General features: G+C 57.7%; 15 protein-coding genes. 9 read left to right on the forward strand and 6 right to left on the reverse strand.

Translation table 11 applies throughout. The features are described from left to right. Nucleotides 1–5 precede the first annotated feature (5 nt). Nucleotides 6–956 (forward strand): ATP-grasp fold amidoligase family protein, encoded by a 951-nt coding sequence (locus F3I47_RS10085; protein WP_033736441.1) that lies wholly within the window; start codon nt 6–8, stop codon nt 954–956. Nucleotides 957–1,028: 72 nt separating this feature from the next. On the opposite strand, the gene F3I47_RS10090 is transcribed toward F3I47_RS10085, so the two are convergent. Further along, entirely contained in the window at nt 1,029–1,310 is a 282-nt protein-coding gene (locus F3I47_RS10090) for a YjcB family protein (RefSeq protein WP_009092592.1), read from the reverse strand. A 254-nt stretch (nt 1,311–1,564) separates the two neighbouring features. Further along, nucleotides 1,565–1,990: a superoxide response transcriptional regulator SoxS gene (gene soxS / locus F3I47_RS10095; RefSeq protein WP_009092591.1), complete on the reverse strand. Its 426-nt coding sequence runs from the start codon at nt 1,988–1,990 to the stop codon at nt 1,565–1,567. 100 nt (nt 1,991–2,090) lie between these two features. Here soxS and soxR point away from each other — a divergent pair, with 100 nt between their 5' ends. The 4 genes from soxR (at nt 2,091) to F3I47_RS10115 (ending at nt 6,790) form a co-directional block, all read left to right on the forward strand. Next, nucleotides 2,091–2,576, forward strand: a complete 486-nt coding sequence (gene soxR / locus F3I47_RS10100) for a redox-sensitive transcriptional activator SoxR (protein WP_009092590.1) — start codon at nt 2,091–2,093, stop codon at nt 2,574–2,576. 39 nt (nt 2,577–2,615) lie between these two features. Then, the gene (locus F3I47_RS10105) at nt 2,616–3,287 is read left to right on the forward strand and encodes a glutathione S-transferase family protein (protein WP_150028783.1); all 672 of its coding nucleotides are present in this window, start codon (nt 2,616–2,618) and stop codon (nt 3,285–3,287) included. Between the two features lie 358 nt (nt 3,288–3,645). Next, nucleotides 3,646–4,995 (forward strand): NCS2 family permease, encoded by a 1,350-nt coding sequence (locus F3I47_RS10110; RefSeq protein WP_009092587.1) that lies wholly within the window; start codon nt 3,646–3,648, stop codon nt 4,993–4,995. 145 nt (nt 4,996–5,140) lie between these two features. Next, nucleotides 5,141–6,790: a Na+/H+ antiporter gene (locus F3I47_RS10115; protein ID WP_009092586.1), complete on the forward strand. Its 1,650-nt coding sequence runs from the start codon at nt 5,141–5,143 to the stop codon at nt 6,788–6,790. Nucleotides 6,791–6,832: 42 nt separating this feature from the next. Here the strand turns inward: F3I47_RS10115 and F3I47_RS10120 are convergent, their stop codons facing one another. Then, nucleotides 6,833–7,735 (reverse strand): LysR family transcriptional regulator, encoded by a 903-nt coding sequence (locus F3I47_RS10120; RefSeq protein WP_009092585.1) that lies wholly within the window; start codon nt 7,733–7,735, stop codon nt 6,833–6,835. 102 nt (nt 7,736–7,837) lie between these two features. On the opposite strand from F3I47_RS10120, the gene F3I47_RS10125 reads away from it, so the two are divergent. The 3 genes from F3I47_RS10125 (at nt 7,838) to F3I47_RS10135 (ending at nt 9,633) form a co-directional block, all read left to right on the forward strand. Further along, nucleotides 7,838–8,263 carry a CidA/LrgA family protein gene (locus F3I47_RS10125; RefSeq protein ID WP_150028760.1) on the forward strand — a complete coding sequence of 142 codons (426 nt, stop codon included), beginning with the start codon at nt 7,838–7,840 and terminating at the stop codon, nt 8,261–8,263. Beyond that, a complete protein-coding gene (locus tag F3I47_RS10130) occupies nt 8,256–8,951 on the forward strand; it encodes an LrgB family protein (RefSeq protein WP_150028759.1) in 696 nt (231 codons plus the stop codon). The genes F3I47_RS10125 and F3I47_RS10130 overlap by 8 nt, the downstream gene beginning before the upstream one ends. Nucleotides 8,952–9,087: 136 nt before the next feature. Continuing rightward, the gene (locus tag F3I47_RS10135; protein ID WP_150028758.1) at nt 9,088–9,633 is read left to right on the forward strand and encodes a YfaZ family outer membrane protein; all 546 of its coding nucleotides are present in this window, start codon (nt 9,088–9,090) and stop codon (nt 9,631–9,633) included. Nucleotides 9,634–9,711: 78 nt separating this feature from the next. Here F3I47_RS10135 and F3I47_RS10140 read toward each other — a convergent pair whose 3' ends face one another. From F3I47_RS10140 to acs, 3 genes are all read right to left on the reverse strand, one after another. After that, nucleotides 9,712–11,367 carry a cation acetate symporter gene (locus tag F3I47_RS10140; protein WP_009092581.1) on the reverse strand — a complete coding sequence of 552 codons (1,656 nt, stop codon included), beginning with the start codon at nt 11,365–11,367 and terminating at the stop codon, nt 9,712–9,714. Further along, nucleotides 11,364–11,693, reverse strand: a complete 330-nt coding sequence (locus F3I47_RS10145) for a DUF485 domain-containing protein (RefSeq protein ID WP_009092580.1) — start codon at nt 11,691–11,693, stop codon at nt 11,364–11,366. Before F3I47_RS10145 ends, F3I47_RS10140 begins: the two co-directional genes overlap by 4 nt. A 140-nt stretch (nt 11,694–11,833) precedes the next feature. Continuing rightward, complete coding sequence (acs, locus tag F3I47_RS10150) at nt 11,834–13,789, reverse strand: acetate--CoA ligase (protein ID WP_150028757.1); 1,956 nt, start codon at nt 13,787–13,789, stop codon at nt 11,834–11,836. A gap of 585 nt (nt 13,790–14,374) precedes the next feature. Here acs and gltP point away from each other — a divergent pair. Further along, nucleotides 14,375–15,676: a glutamate/aspartate:proton symporter GltP gene (gltP, locus tag F3I47_RS10155; RefSeq protein WP_009092578.1), complete on the forward strand. Its 1,302-nt coding sequence runs from the start codon at nt 14,375–14,377 to the stop codon at nt 15,674–15,676. Nucleotides 15,677–15,679: the final 3 nt, after the last annotated feature.

Raw genomic sequence — 15,679 nt, forward strand, 5'->3', positions numbered from 1 at the left:
CAGATATGCTCAAGTTGAAAGAAGAACTCAGAAGAAGTGTGCAGTATTTTATCAAGAAGATGCCCTGGGCTTATCAGGATCGTATCTACTACTTCCACAAGTTCAGAAAACTGCCCAATCTGCGTCAGCCAAAAGTGTTCAACGAGAAGGTGCTGTACCGTAAGTTTATCTTCGGCGATTACCAGAACTACGGTCGCCTGTCAGATAAGTACTCGGTGCGCGAATTCATTGCTGAGAAAATCGGTGATGAGTACCTGATCCCGCTGGTACACGAAACCACTGACCCGACCACGCTGAACAGCTTACCCTGCTGGAAGGGGACGGTGATCAAACCGAACCACGCCTCCAACATGGTAGAGATTCTGCTGGAAGAGCCGGATGCCCTGCGCAAGCAGCAGATCATTCATGACTGCTATCGCTGGCTGAAGACCGACTTCGCCAACGAAGCGCGTGAGATTCACTATCGCTACATCAAGCCACGTATTCTGGTGGAGAAGTACATTGGTGATGGCAAAAGCGCGCCGATCGATTACAAGTTCCATATGTTCAACAAGCGTGATGGCCGGTTTGAATATGTGCTGCAGGTGATCTACAACCGCTGCCAGCCGCTGCTGTCGATGAATTTCTACGTGAACAACCTCCAGGAGGCGTATCACAAGATTCGTGACACCGGGCTGGATGTCTCACCGATCATGCCGTCACTGGAACATGCGCTCGAACTGAGCAAGAAGCTGGCCAGTGATTTCGACTATGTGCGCGTGGACTGGTATATCCATGACGAGCGGATCTACTTTGGCGAGCTGACCTTCACCCCGGGTGCAGGACTGGTCACCGGACTGGATCGCGGTTTAAATCAGATGATGGGAGATATGTGGATTCAGGACCGCCGCGGAACGCAGAGCCCGGGCGTTACAGTGCAGGATGTGAACATCCCTGCCATGTTGAAGAAAATTTAAACACACAGCAATATAAAAAACCCCGCGCAGCGGGGTTTTTTATGCCTGTCGATTGGGGATTATCGCGATCGATCAGGGCATCGGCCAGTCAGCAGGTGCCTGGCTCATCACATCGATAAACGCATGCTTTGAGATTTCCAGGAAGTTATGCACGTTTTCCATGCTCAGGGTAATGCCCATCAGTCCCGTCACAAACCAGCAGGTCACACCTAAACCAATCCCGCCACACATAAATGCCATCACATGACGGCTATCCTGACGCAGTCGGGTTTTCAGGGTACTGGCAAAAAACATCAGAACTGCGCTCAGCAACTCCCAGCGCATAACAAGAAAACTGGCGGTTAACGTGGCCATCGGTGGACCTCAATATCAGTAAGGATTCCTGACAATTCGCGGACATCACCGGCGGCAGAAAAGCGTGTCAGGAGGGGCTTTTTCGCCGTCAAACCAGGTTCAAAGTGTGACTTGGGTCACATTATATCACCCGATTTTAAATTTTGAACAAAATTTGACTCTGGTATGGCAGCTGGAGCGGGGGAAAAATGAACGGCAGGGGAGGAAGTGCGGGAAATTCAGTCAGATGCGCCTGTTGGAGGCGCATCTGCCGGTCAGCGAACCGGACAGCACTCACCGGTGGTGCGCTGGGTATAGCTGCCAATGCCGTCGTTGCAGCCAAAGCTCAGCAGGCGAGGGCGCTGAATCGCCTGACGTCGCATGGTATGCCGGTAGGCAGTTGGCGTCTGCGAAAACTGACGGCGAAACACGCGGGAGAAGGTCTGCTGCGAGTCGTAGCCATATTGCATTGCGATATCAAAAACCGGGCGCTGTGTCTGCGACAGCGCTTCTGCTGCCAGGGTCAGGCGACGCTCACGAATATAGCCACCCAGCGTCTGTTTCGTCACGGTACGGAACATACGCTGCAGGTGCCATTTTGAATAACCCGATTTAGCGGCAACTTCATCGATCGACAGACTCTTGTCGAGGTTCTGGTCAATCCAGTGCGTCAGGGAATGAATGATCTCTTCTTGCATCATGGCCTCATCCTTCTGGTGCTTAATAAGTGATATAGGGAGTTTCGTCGTTTTGATAGAGAAGGAGTATAATTCCTCAAGTTAACTTGAGGTAAAGGGCCTGATGAAAAAAGAACGCAACTATCCCAAACCGGTGTTAACACCGGGTGAGGTGGCGCGCCGTAGTGGTGTGGCGGTGTCGGCACTGCACTTTTATGAAAGCAAAGGGCTGATTTTCAGCACCCGTAACAGCGGCAATCAGCGGCGATACAGTCGTGACGTGCTGCGACGCGTGGCGATTATCAAGATTGCTCAGCGCATCGGTATTCCGCTGGCGACGGTCAGCGACAGTCTCGATCACATCCCGGCTGACAAACGGATGTCGACACCGGAATGGGATGCGCTGACCCGGCACTGGCGCGAAGAGCTGGATAAGCGCATCGAAACTCTGACCCGCCTGCGCAACGATCTGGATGGATGTATCGGCTGCGGCTGCCTGTCGATGCGCGACTGCCCGCTGCGTAATCCCGGCGACCGGCTGGGCGAGCAGGGGTCGGGTGCGGTGCTGCTGGACCCGGAACAGGATGATAAACATCCGGATGTGGAGTGACGTCTATACTGAGGAGAGGTCAAAACACAGGGAATCATGATGATCACCGTTCACCATCTTGAGCAATCGCGCTCGCAACGCGTATTGTGGCTGCTGGAAGAGCTGGAAGTGCCGTACCAGATTAAACGCTATCAACGCGAACCGACGATGCTGGCCCCGGAGGCGCTGAAAAAGGTGCATCCGCTGGGGAAATCGCCGGTGATTACCGACGGCAACCGGGTTGTGGCCGAGTCGGGAGCCATCCTGGAATACCTGGAAGAGAACTACGATCACACCTTCCGGCTGAAAATCAGTGATGAGTCGTCACGTCTGCAGTGCCGCTACTGGCTGCACTACGCCGAGGGATCGCTGATGCCGCTGCTGGTGATGAAGCTGATCTTCGGGCAGATGGGTAAAGCCCCGGTGCCGTGGCTGCTGCGTCCGGTCGGGGCGGCATTCGGGAAAGGGGTGCAGAAGGCGTTTCTGGATAAACAGCTAAAGCCGCACATGAAGATGATTGAACAGCATCTGGCGGCTAACCCCTGGTTTGCCGGTGAGCGCTTCTCCATAGCCGATGTCCAGATGAGCTTTCCGCTGCTGGCACTGGCACTGGCGCAGCGCGCCGGGCTGGATCAGATGCCCGCCACCCGGAAATGGTTAGAGACCGTACAGCAGCGCGCCGCCTGGCAGCGCGCGATCGCTCAGGGCGGCGAGCTTTCGCTGCCAGGCTGATCCTCTTTTTCGCCCGGCGAGCCGTCTCTCTTCACGGCTATGCTGGTGCCCCGTCCGTCAGAAACCGCTTTAACTTCAATGCGTCAGCGCGTTGCACTGGCTCCGGTTGCACGCTTTTCCGCCCTGAACCGCGGATCTTTATGCTGAACAATCTCCCTCTGACAGTTGAAACTGTGCCGCCAAACGCCGGATAATCGCCTGCCTTTTTATCCGGCCGCCTTTAGCGACCCATACTCTGCGGCAAGGTAAACGTTTGCCTGCCGGGTCCGCCCGGTCAGAGTTACCGTCTACCCGCTTATTCCAGGGACAGCGATGGCCGCAGAGCGATCCACACAACAAAAATTTTTGAGGCTCAATTATGTCAACTGAATCACGCCCGGCCAGTGGAAAACTGGACGCCTGGTTCTCGATCTCGGCGCGAGGCAGCAGCGTGCGTCAGGAAATTCTGGCCGGACTCACCACCTTTCTGGCGATGGTTTACTCCGTAATCGTCGTGCCGGTGATGCTGGGCAAAGCCGGTTTCTCCCCGACGGCCGTCTTTGTCGCCACCTGTCTGGTCGCCAGCTTTGGTTCTATCCTGATGGGCTTATGGGCCAATCTGCCGATGGCGATTGGCTGCGCGATCTCGTTAACCGCCTTTACCGCATTCAGCCTGGTGCTGGGTCAGCACATCAGCGTGCCGGTCGCGCTGGGCGCGGTATTCCTGATGGGCCTGCTCTTCACGCTGATCTCCGTCACCGGTATCCGTGCGTGGATCCTGCGCAACCTGCCTATGGGGGTGGCGCACGGCACCGGCGTCGGAATTGGTCTGTTTCTGCTGCTGATTGCGGCGGATGGCGTGGGCCTGGTCGTTAAAAATCCGGCTCCCGGCCTGCCGGTCGCCCTGGGCCACTTCACCACCTTTCCGGTGATGATGACGCTGCTGGGTCTGGCGGCGATTATCGGGCTGGAGAAGCGCCGGGTGCCGGGCGGCATCCTGCTGACGATTATCGCTATTTCACTGCTGGGACTGATCTTTGACCCGGCGGTGACGTATCACGGGCTGTTTGCGCTGCCTGACCTGCGAGATGCGCAGGGACAGTCGCTGCTGTTCAGCCTCGATATCATGGGTGCCCTGCAGCCGGTGGTGCTGCCGAGCGTGCTGGCACTGGTCATGACGGCGGTCTTTGATGCCACCGGCACCATTCGCGCCGTGGCGGGGCAAGCCAATCTGCTGGATAAGCAGGGGCAGATCATCAATGGCGGCCGTGCCCTGACCTCGGACTCTGTCAGCAGCCTGTTCGCCGGTCTGGTCGGCGCGTCGCCGGCGGCAGTCTATATCGAGTCAGCGGCGGGAACGGCGGCGGGCGGCAAAACGGGTCTGACCGCCATTGTGGTCGGCCTGCTGTTCCTGGCCATTCTGTTTATGTCGCCGCTGGCTTACCTGGTACCGGCATACGCCACGGCACCTGCCCTGATGTATGTGGGTCTGCTGATGCTGAGCAACGTGGCAAAAATCGACTTCGCTGATTTTGTCGATGCGATGTCGGGTCTGTTAACGGCGGTGATCATCGTGCTCACCTGCAACATCGTGACCGGCATCATGATTGGGTTTGCCAGCCTGGTAGTGGGCCGTCTCTTCGCGGGCGAATGGCGCAGGCTCAACGTCGGCACCGTCGTGATTGCCGTTGCGCTGGTGGCGTTTTATGCCGGAGGCTGGGCGATCTGACTGCTGAACCGGACGTGTAACAACGCGTCCGGAATTTTTCACTTTTTTCCTCCTCGTCGCACGCGTAGCTGACACCCTTCATCGCCGTTTGTTTTACACTTTATCGCTTAACCAATGACTGAAAGAAACGACGCCTAAGGAAAGCATGGAAATCTTTTTTACTATTCTCATCATGACGCTGGTCGTGTCGCTCTCCGGCGTCGCGGCCCGCATTCTCCCTTTTCAGATCCCGTTACCCCTTGTCCAGATCGCCGCAGGTGCGCTGCTGGCCTGGCCGACGTTTGGTCTGCATGTCGACTTTGACCCGGAGCTGTTTCTGGTCCTGTTCATCCCGCCGCTGCTGTTCGCGGATGGCTGGAAGACGCCGATCAGTGAGTTCCTGCATCACGGTCGTGAAATTATCGGCTTAGCGCTGGCGCTGGTGCTGATTACCGTAATTGGTATCGGCTATCTCATCTACTGGATGGTGCCAGGTATCCCGCTGATCCCCGCTTTTGCGCTGGCGGCGGTGCTGTCGCCCACCGACGCCGTGGCGCTCTCCGGCATCGTCGGCGAAGGCCGCATCCCTAAAAAGATTATGTCGATCGTGCAGGGTGAAGCACTGATGAACGACGCATCGGGCCTGGTGTCGCTGAAGTTTGCCGTGGCTGTCGCCATGGGCACCATGGTGTTTACCTGGGGCGGCGCGAGCATCGAATTCCTGAAAGTCGCCGTCGGTGGTCTGGTGGCGGGTGTAGCGGTCTGCTGGCTCTACGGGAAATCGCTGCGCCTGCTCAGCCGCTGGAGCGGTGACGACCCGGCGACCCAGACCGTTCTGCTGCTGCTGCTGCCGTTCGCCTCTTACCTGATTGCCGAACATCTGGGTGTGTCAGGCATCCTGGCGGCCGTGGCGGCCGGTATGACCATCACCCGCTCCGGCATTATCCGTCAGGCTCCGCTGGCGATGCGTCTGCGCGCCAACAGCGTCTGGCAGATGCTGGAGTTTGTCTTTAACGGCATGGTCTTCCTGATGCTTGGCCTGCAGTTACCGGACATTCTGCAGACCTCGGTTGACCAGGCGCAGGCCGATCCCAACGTCGAACTCTGGATGCTGTTCGCTGATATCGCGCTGGTCTATCTGGCGCTGATGCTGGTGCGTTTCGGCTGGCTGTGGATTATGCAGCGCTTCAGCAAACGCCTGCTGAAGAAGAAGCCGCTGGAGTTCTCCAACTACTCGCTGCGCGAACTGCTGATCGCCTCTTTTGCCGGTGTCCGCGGTGCGATTACCCTGGCGGGTGTGCTCTCAATTCCCCTGTTCCTGAGCAATGGTGAACCCTTCCCGGCGCGCTATGAGCTGGTGTTTATTGCGACCGGGGTGATTCTGTTCTCGCTGCTGGTGGGCGTGGTGATCCTGCCGATTCTGCTGCGCGGCATCGATACCATCGACAAGGGTGCGCATCGCCGCGAACTGCAGAACGCCCGTGCGGTCATGGCCGGAGCCGCGATTGAGAGCCTGCACAAAATGGAAGAGCGGCTGGAGAAGGAGTCGGAAGAGAATATCGATCCGGAGCTGCTGAAAGAGGTGAGCCTGCGGGTGATCGGCAACTTACGTCGTCGCGCCGAAGGCAAGAACGACCTCGAGCATGCGCTGTTCGCTGAAAACCTGGAGCGTCGCTTCCGCCTGACCGGGCTGCGCGCCGAACGCGCCGAGGTCTATCATCTGCGCGCCACTCAGCAGATCTCCAATGAGACGATGCAGAAATTACTGCACGACCTGGACCTGCTGGAAGCGCTGCTGATCGAAAAAGAGGAGTAATCCGCAACGGGCGCGTCTGCGATAACGCGGCGCGCCCGCCTGCTACACCGACAGACGCGGCGGCTGATCCGGCCAGTGCTCGCGACAGCACGCTATCCACGCCTGCGCACTGCGCGACAGATAACTGCCTTCCCGCCAGATCAGACCCAGACTCCATTTCAGCTCCGACTCCAGCGGCAGCCACAATAAAGAGTGCTTATCCAGCCGCTGACAGATCGGCTCCGGCAGAATCGCCAGCCCCATTTCCGCCTGCACCATCGCCGCCAGAAAGTCCCACTGGCCGCTGCGCACCGCTATCGTCGGCGTCAGACTGAGCCGCTGAAACGCCTGCATCAGCTGACGGTTCAGCGAAAACTCCTCGTTGAAAATCAGCAGCGGATGCTGCGCCAGTTCAGCCAGTCCAATCTGCTGGCGGCCAAGCCACGCCGGATGCCGGGGCAGCAGCACGCAGAGCGGATGGTGCATCAGGGGCAGGGTGTTCAGCGGCAGCCCGGCGTCAACCGGCAGGGCGGTCAGGGCGATGTCCAGAGTGCCCGCCAGTACCGCCTGCTGGACGGTCAGCCCGCCAAACTCCGAAATTTTCAGCGCCACACCCGGATAGCGGCGGCGAAACGCAGAGATCGATCCGGCTATCTGCATCCCGACCATCGGTGGAATGCCGAGCCGCAGCTCACCGGTTTTCAGCTCGTTGATGTCACCGATCTCCGCTTCCAGCTGATGAAACTCCTGCAGGATCGCCAGCCCGCGCTGATAGACCGCCTGTCCGCTGTCGGTAAGATGCAGGCGACGGCCATCACGCAGAAGCAGCGTACAGCCCAGCTCCTCCTCCAGCTGGCGCAGCATTTTGCTGATGGTCGGCTGCGTCACAAACAGCTTCTGTGCCGCTCGGGTAAAGCTCTGCTGACGAACCACTTCAGTAAAGTAACGCAGGGCGCGGACGTCCATAACTATTCCTTTCAGGCATGATTGCGATAATTTTAATTCATTTTTTTCACCTTCTGTCGCCGATTTATACTGGTGCGGTGAATTTAATCGGGAGAGAAGGGTATGGCGTTAGCACTCACACCACGCAGTCACCGCGCAGCGCAATGGCTGGGTCTGCCGCTGCAGCTGGGGTTCTATATCGGTCTGTTTATCGCCTGCGACCGGCTGGTGACGTGGCTGCATCTGCCGTTACCTGCCAACATCGTCGGCATGCTGCTGCTGCTGGCATTAATCGTGACGCGCGTCGTGCCGCTCAACTGGGTGAAAGCGGGCTCACGCTGGCTGCTGGCCGAGATGCTGCTGTTCTTCATTCCGGCCGTGGTTGCGGTGGTCAACTATGGCGATCTGCTGCGGGTCGACGGCTGGCGCATCTGCGTGGTGATCGGCGTCAGTACCGTGCTGGTGCTGGCTTCTACCGCCTGGGTCGTGGATCGGCTTTATCAGTATGAAGTCGCGCGCGCCGCGCGTAAGCAGGGCCCCCATGCGTGATATTCTGCTCAGCCTGCTCTGTGTGGCGGTGACCCTGCTGGTCTATGCGCTGAATAAACGGCTCTACCGGCGCTGGCGGACGCTGCTGCTGATGCCCCTGGTCATGACGCCGCTGGTGCTGGTGGCGCTGCTGCTGCTGACGCACATCAGCTGGCAGGATTACATCGCTGAAAACCACTGGCTGCTGTGGCTGCTGGGGCCCGCCACGCTGGCCTTCGCCGTGCCGGTGTATGAGAACGTGGCGATTATTAAGCGTCACTGGCTGTCGCTGAGCGCGGGCGTCGTGACCGCCACGCTGGTGGCCGTCTGCAGTTCCGTCTGGCTGGCGCGGCTGCTGACGTTACCGGAGTCGATTCAGCGCAGCCTTGCCGTTCGCTCCATCACCACCCCCTTTGCGCTGGCCGCCGCGGGGCCGATTGGCGGACAGCCCGATCTGGTGGCGCTGTTTGTGGTGATCACCGGCGTTTTTGGCATGGCGGTGGGTGACGTCCTGTTTCTGCGCATTGCCATTAAGCAGGGCGTAGCGAAAGGCGCGGGACTGGGCGCAGCATCGCACGGCGCCGGAACGGCACGTGCTTATGAGCTTGGGCAGCAGGAGGGCGTTGTCGCCAGCCTGGTGATGATGCTTTCTGGCGTGGTGACCGTGGTTCTGGCTCCGCTGATTGGACACCTGATGTGGACGATATAGTCTACACTGCTCTGCGCAGGCGACTCTCCTGACCGCGACACGTATTTTTACGTAAAGTTTTCCGGATAATGTTGTCTCCGTTTTTCAGGCTGTTAACCTTGCGGCCGAATTAATTGTCCTTTCATGGAGTGGAATCATGTTTAAGCAACTTGTTACCGGGAGCGCCCTCGGGCTGGTTTTACTGAGCGGTGCCGCTCAGGCAATCGAAGGCAGTGTTGATGTCAGTGAACACAACACCAACCTGAATCTGGGTCTGGGCACCACCACGCCGGGGCTGTTTCTGAAGGGTAACTGGCTGCGTAGCGATCATGACGGCAGCACCTACGGTGCCGGTCTGGGTTACAACGTCGATTTCGGGCCGCTGCGTCTGGCGCCGACCGCAAAAGCGATCTTCACCCATCCTGAAGATGGAAAAGATGGATTTGCGGTGGCGCTGGGTGGTGCCGCACACTACAGCCTGAACAGCATGTGGGGCCTTTATGGCGAATATTACTATGCGCCGGAGTCCTTCACCGATCAGCTGGACAGCTACCAGGAAGCGGCGGGCGGCCTGAGCTTCACGCCGATCTCACTGCTTAACCTGCGCGTGGGTTATCAGTACATCGAGCTGAACAACAAAGATGGACGCAAAGATAACGTGCTGGTCGATGGTCCTTATGTCGGGGCTTCACTGCGTTTCTGATGCGCGACATGAAAGAAAAGGGCGGCTGATTGAGCCGCCCTTTTTTTATGGCCTGTTTCTGCCCGTTTCAGAGGGCGATCAGTGCGCTTTACCCTGTTCAATACCGGTGCCGGTCTGCGAGCGAATGAACTGCGCCCGGAAGCGCGAACGCTCCTCTGCACCCTGCGGCGAATGGTCGGTAATCGAGAAGATCCAGATGCCTACAAAGGCCACGATCATCGAGAACAGCGCCGGATACTCATACGGGAAGATCGGTGTGGCGTTGCCCAGCACCTGCACCCACACCGTCGGGCCGAGGATCATCAGGATCACCGCGGTCAGCAGACCGAGCCAGCCGCCCACCATCGCGCCGCGCGTAGTGAGTTTTGACCAGTACATCGACAGCAGGATGATCGGGAAATTACAGCTGGCCGCAATGGAGAAGGCCAGCCCGACCATAAAGGCGATATTCTGCTTCTCAAACAGAATACCCAGCGCAATCGCCACCACGCCCAGCGCCAGCACGGTGATTTTAGAGACCCGCAGTTCATCCTTTTCGCTGGCCTGACCTTTACGGTAAACGCTGGCATAGAGATCGTGCGACACCGCCGACGCGCCTGCCAGGGTTAAGCCCGCCACCACCGCCAGAATCGTGGCAAAAGCGACCGCAGAGATAAAGCCGAGGAAGGTGCTGCCGCCCACCGCATTCGCCAGGTGCACCGCCGCCATGTTATTACCGCCTATCAGCGCACCCGCCGCATCTTTAAACGCCGGATTCGCGCCGACCAGCAGAATGGCTCCAAAGCCGATAATAAAGGTCAGGAAGTAGAAGTAACCCATGAAGCCGGTAGCCCAGAAGACGCTTTTCCGCGCCTCTTTGGCATCGGCCACGGTGAAGAAGCGCATCAGAATGTGTGGCAGGCCAGCCGTACCAAACATCAGCCCTAAGCCCAGTGACAGCGCCGAAATGGGATCTTTGACCAGTCCGCCAGGCTGCATAATCGCGGCGCCCTTAGGATGGACCGCCATCGCTTCGGTGAAGAGCGTATTAAAGCTGAAACCGGTCGCCTTCATGACCATCACCGCCATAAAGGTGGCGCCAAACAGCAGCAGCACCGCTTTGATGATCTGCACCCAGGTGGTGGCGAGCATGCCGCCAAACAGCACATACATCACCATCAGAATGCCGACCAGAATCACCGCCACATGGTAGTTAAGACCAAACAGCAGCTGGATCAGCTTCCCGGCCCCCACCATCTGCGCAATCAGGTAGAGCGCCACCACCACCAGCGAACCGCAGGCGGAGAGGATGCGGATCGGCATCTGCTTAAGACGATAGGAGGCGACATCCGCAAAGGTATAGCGACCCAGGTTGCGCAGCCGTTCGGCGATCAAAAACAGAATCATCGGCCAGCCGACCAAAAAGCCGAGCGAGTAGATCAGCCCGTCATAACCGGAGGTGTAAACCAGCGCCGATATCCCCAGGAACGACGCCGCGGACATAAAGTCTCCCGCCATCGCCAGACCGTTCTGGAAGCCGGTGATGTTGCCGCCCGCGGTGTAGTAATCATTGCGTGAACGGGTTCGTCTGGAGGCCCAGTAAGTAATCCCCAGCGTGGCCCCGACGAAAATCATAAACATGATGATCGCCTGATAGTTGGTTGCCTGACGCTGCACGGCACCGGTTATCGCATCGGCGGCCAGCGCGGAGAAGGGCAGCATCAGGGCCAGCAGCCATAAGGTGAGTCGGGTCATGATTTCACCTCGCTGAGGATCGCTTTGGTTAAACGGTCAAACTCCCCGTTGGCGCGCCAGACATAGACGCCGGTCAGCAGAAAGGAGACCACAATCAGTCCGACACCAATCGGGATACCGCGGGTCACGTTGGTGCCAGCGTGCAGCGGCGTACCGAGCCAGCCGGGCGCGAACGCAATCAGCAGAATAAAACCGACATAGAGTACCAGCATAATCAGCGACAGCAGCGTCGCGAACGCCTGGCGTTTACGGACTAGCTCATGAAAACGGGGATTACGTTCAATCTGTTGATTGATTGCATCCTGACTCGAAAGGGCGTCATTCATCACATTTTCTCCAGAGGTCTTGCAGGGGAGAACCTCGCGTCAGGACGCGGATTCAGCTGGTTATAATATTTGTGACTACCGAAACAGACTGCGTGGGGCGGGGGTGGCGGGAAGCGATCTTCCCGCCGGACAGCGTGCGCTTAAGGCATGTTGATGGACTGTTTCTCCTCAAGCAGTTTTTCTACGACGCCAGGATCGGCGAGCGTGGAGGTGTCACCCAGATTGCTGGTGTCGCCGGTGGCAATTTTGCGCAGAATACGGCGCATGATTTTGCCGGAGCGGGTTTTCGGCAGAGAGTCCGTCCAGTGCAGCACATCCGGCGTGGCTATCGGGCCGATCTCTTTGCGTACCCACTGGCGGACTTCGGTGTAAAGCTCCGGTGACGGCTCCTCGCCGTGATTCAGCGTGATATAGGCATAAATCGCCTGGCCTTTGATGCTGTGCGGAATGCCCACCACCGCGGCTTCGGCAATTTTCGGGTGCGACACCAGCGCGGACTCAATTTCGGCGGTGCCGAGCCGGTGACCGGAGACATTGAGTACGTCATCAACGCGGCCGGTGATCCAGTAGTAGCCATCCTCATCGCGACGGGCACCGTCACCACTGAAGTAGGCATTTTTAAAGGTGGAAAAATAGGTCTGCTCGAAACGGTCGTGATCGCCAAAGAGCGTTCGCGCCTGTCCGGGCCAGGATTCCGTGATCACCAGGTTACCTTCACAGGCACCTTCCTGAGGCTGACCTTCGTTGTCTACCAGTGCGGGCTGCACCCCGAAGAACGGCCGGGTGGCGGAACCGGCTTTCAGCTCGGTTGCACCCGGCAGCGGGGTGATCATGAAGCCGCCGGTTTCGGTCTGCCACCAGGTGTCCACAATCGGGCAGCGGCTGTTGCCGATTTTCTGATAGTACCACTCCCAGGCTTCCGGGTTGATCGGCTCGCCAACCGAACCCATGATGCGCAGCGTGCTACGGTCAGTGTTCGCTATCGCCTTATCGCCTTCCGCCATCAGCGCACGGATAGCCGTGGGCGCGGTGTAGAGCAGGGTCACTTTATGTTTATCGACCACTTCCGCCATGCGGCTCGGTGTGGGCCAGTTCGGCACCCCTTCAAACATCAGCGTGGTTGCGCCACAGGCCAGCGGGCCATAGACCAGATAGCTGTGACCGGTGACCCAGCCGACATCGGCGGTGCACCAGTAGATATCATCCTGATGGTAATCAAAGACAAACTTAAAGGTGGTCGCCGCATAGACCAGATAGCCGCCCGTGGTGTGCAGTACCCCTTTGGGTTTACCGGTGGAGCCGGAGGTATAGAGGATAAACAGCGGATCTTCTGCACCCACTTCGGCTGGGGAGTGATTGGTGCTGGCGTTCTGCATCAGGTCATGCCACCACCGATCGCGGCCTTCCACCCAGCCCACCTCTCTACCGGTGCGCCGGAAGACCACCACGTTCTTCACGCTGGTGACGGCAGGATTTTTTAATGCGTCATCGACATTTTTCTTCAGCGGGATGCTGCGGCCGGCGCGGATCCCTTCATCCGCGGTGATCACCAGCGAGGCACTGGAGTCGACGATACGGCCCGCCACCGCCTCCGGTGAGAAGCCGCCAAAGATCACCGAGTGAACGGCCCCGATACGCGCACAGGCCAGCATCGCCACAGCCGCTTCCGGCACCATCGGCATATAGATCGCCACCACATCGCCTTTTTTCACCTCCAGCAGCTCCAGCACGTTGGCGAAGCGACAGACTTCAGCATGCAGCTGGCGGAAGGTCAGGGTTTTGCTCTCGCTGGCGTCGTCGCCTTCCCAGATAATGGCCGGGTGGTCGCCGCGCGTGGCGAGATGACGGTCAAGGCAGTTTGCCGCCAGGTTCAGCGTGCCATCTTCGTACCAGCGAATGCTGATGTTACCCGGTGCAAACGAGCAGTTTTTCACGGTGCTGTAGGGCTTAATCCAGTCAAGGATTTTGCCCTGTTCGCCCCAGAAACTGTCCGGGTCGTCGACAGAGTGCTGATACATCGCCTGATACTGTTCTGCTGTGATCAGGGCATTCGCTGCAATGTTCTCTGGAACAGGATGTTTGTGGTTTTGGCTCATGGCGGATCTCCTTGAAGATGTTAATGATATGTCAATCAATAGTTAATTGAAGCCTGCCCTGAGCCTTTGTTTCTTTTTTGCGCCACAGATCACGGGATATTTCTTCGCCGCCTGAGCGGGAGGCTATCCCGATATTTCTGCTGGATAAGCCGACGGGGATAAGGGCGACAGGCATGACCTTTTGACACTGACCCTGAATAAAAAGCGAGCAAACGCGCCGGGAGCCTTTTTAACCGCACCTGCATAGCTATGCGTAAATTCATCGAAGTAATACTTTTCATAACAGCAGGTTAGGGTTTTTCAGCGTCAGCAGCACTTTATGCTACTCAGGTGGTGAACTTTTAATCGGATCCGCCAGGGGTTGCATTTACCACAGTGAAAATGGTACTTATCTCGCCCCTGTTCTGCAGGTATCAACTCAGACCGCGTCTGAAAATGGGTATGGGAATCGTCAGATTTTCATACGAGGCGCTGTTTCAAGACACCCTCTAATTTACCGGGCTTTTTGCTCACTCCCTGTGTGTATCGTCTTCTGCACCTTCGCAGCAGAGAAAAAACGGGTTTTGACTGAGGAAATGACACGTTATGAAAGGTTTTAAAATCAGCCTGGCCTGGCAGATTCTGACAGCCCTTGTGCTTGGTATCATTGTGGGCGCTGTGTTGCATAATCAGCCAGACAATCGTGAATGGTTAGTCACCAACATTCTCAGTCCGGCAGGCGATATCTTCATTCATCTCATCAAGATGATTGTGGTACCGATTGTGATTTCATCCCTGGTGGTCGGCATTGCCGGTGTCGGTGATGCAAAGAAGCTGGGACGCATCGGCGTCAAAACGATTCTCTACTTTGAAGTGATCACCACCCTTGCCATTGTGGTCGGTATTACGCTGGCCAACGTATTTCAACCCGGCACCGGCATCGATATGTCAACGCTGGCAACGGTGGACATCTCTAAATATGAAGCGACAACGGCAGAGGTGCAGGGCGGTCCGCACAGCCTGGTCGCCACCATTCTGTCGCTGATCCCGCAGAACATCTTCGCCTCAATGGTGAAGGGCGACATGCTGCCGATTATCTTTTTCTCGGTGCTGTTTGGCTTAGGCCTCTCGTCTCTGCCGTCAGAACAGCGCGATCCGCTGGTGAACCTGTTCCGTGGCATCTCTGAAACGATGTTTAAAGTCACGAACATGATCATGCGCTATGCGCCGGTAGGGGTGTTTGCGCTGATTGCGGTGACGATTGCTAACTTCGGCTTTGCCTCGCTCTGGCCGCTGGCTAAGCTGGTGCTGCTGGTTTACGTGGCGATTCTCTTCTTCGCCTTCGTGGTATTGGGCGGCGTGGCGCGTCTCTGCAAGCTGCGGATCACCACCCTGATGCGTATCCTGAAAGATGAGCTGATCCTCTCTTACTCCACCTCCAGTTCGGAAACCGTTCTGCCACGCATCATGGAGAAGATGGAGGCCTACGGCGCGCCGAAAGCGATCACCAGCTTTGTGGTGCCGACCGGCTATTCATTTAATCTCGATGGTTCAACGCTTTATCAGAGCATCGCGGCAATCTTTATCGCGCAGCTCTATGGCATTGACCTGTCACTGACCGACGAGATTGTGCTGGTGCTGACGCTGATGGTGACCTCGAAAGGGATCGCCGGCGTGCCGGGCGTGTCGTTCGTGGTGCTGCTGGCCACCCTGGGCAGCGTCGGTATTCCGCTGGAAGGCCTGGCGTTTATCGCTGGTGTTGACCGCATCATGGACATGGCGCGTACCGCGCTGAACGTGGTCGGTAACGCGCTGGCGGTGCTGGTGATTTCCCGCTGGGAAAATCAGTTCGATGCAGAACAGGCGAAGGCGTACGAGCTGCAGCTGCGGACGCAGACCGCAGGCTGATCA

Source organism: Pantoea sp. M_10 (genome assembly GCF_008631515.1).
GTDB classification, from domain to species: Bacteria; Pseudomonadota; Gammaproteobacteria; order Enterobacterales; family Enterobacteriaceae; genus Pantoea; species Pantoea anthophila.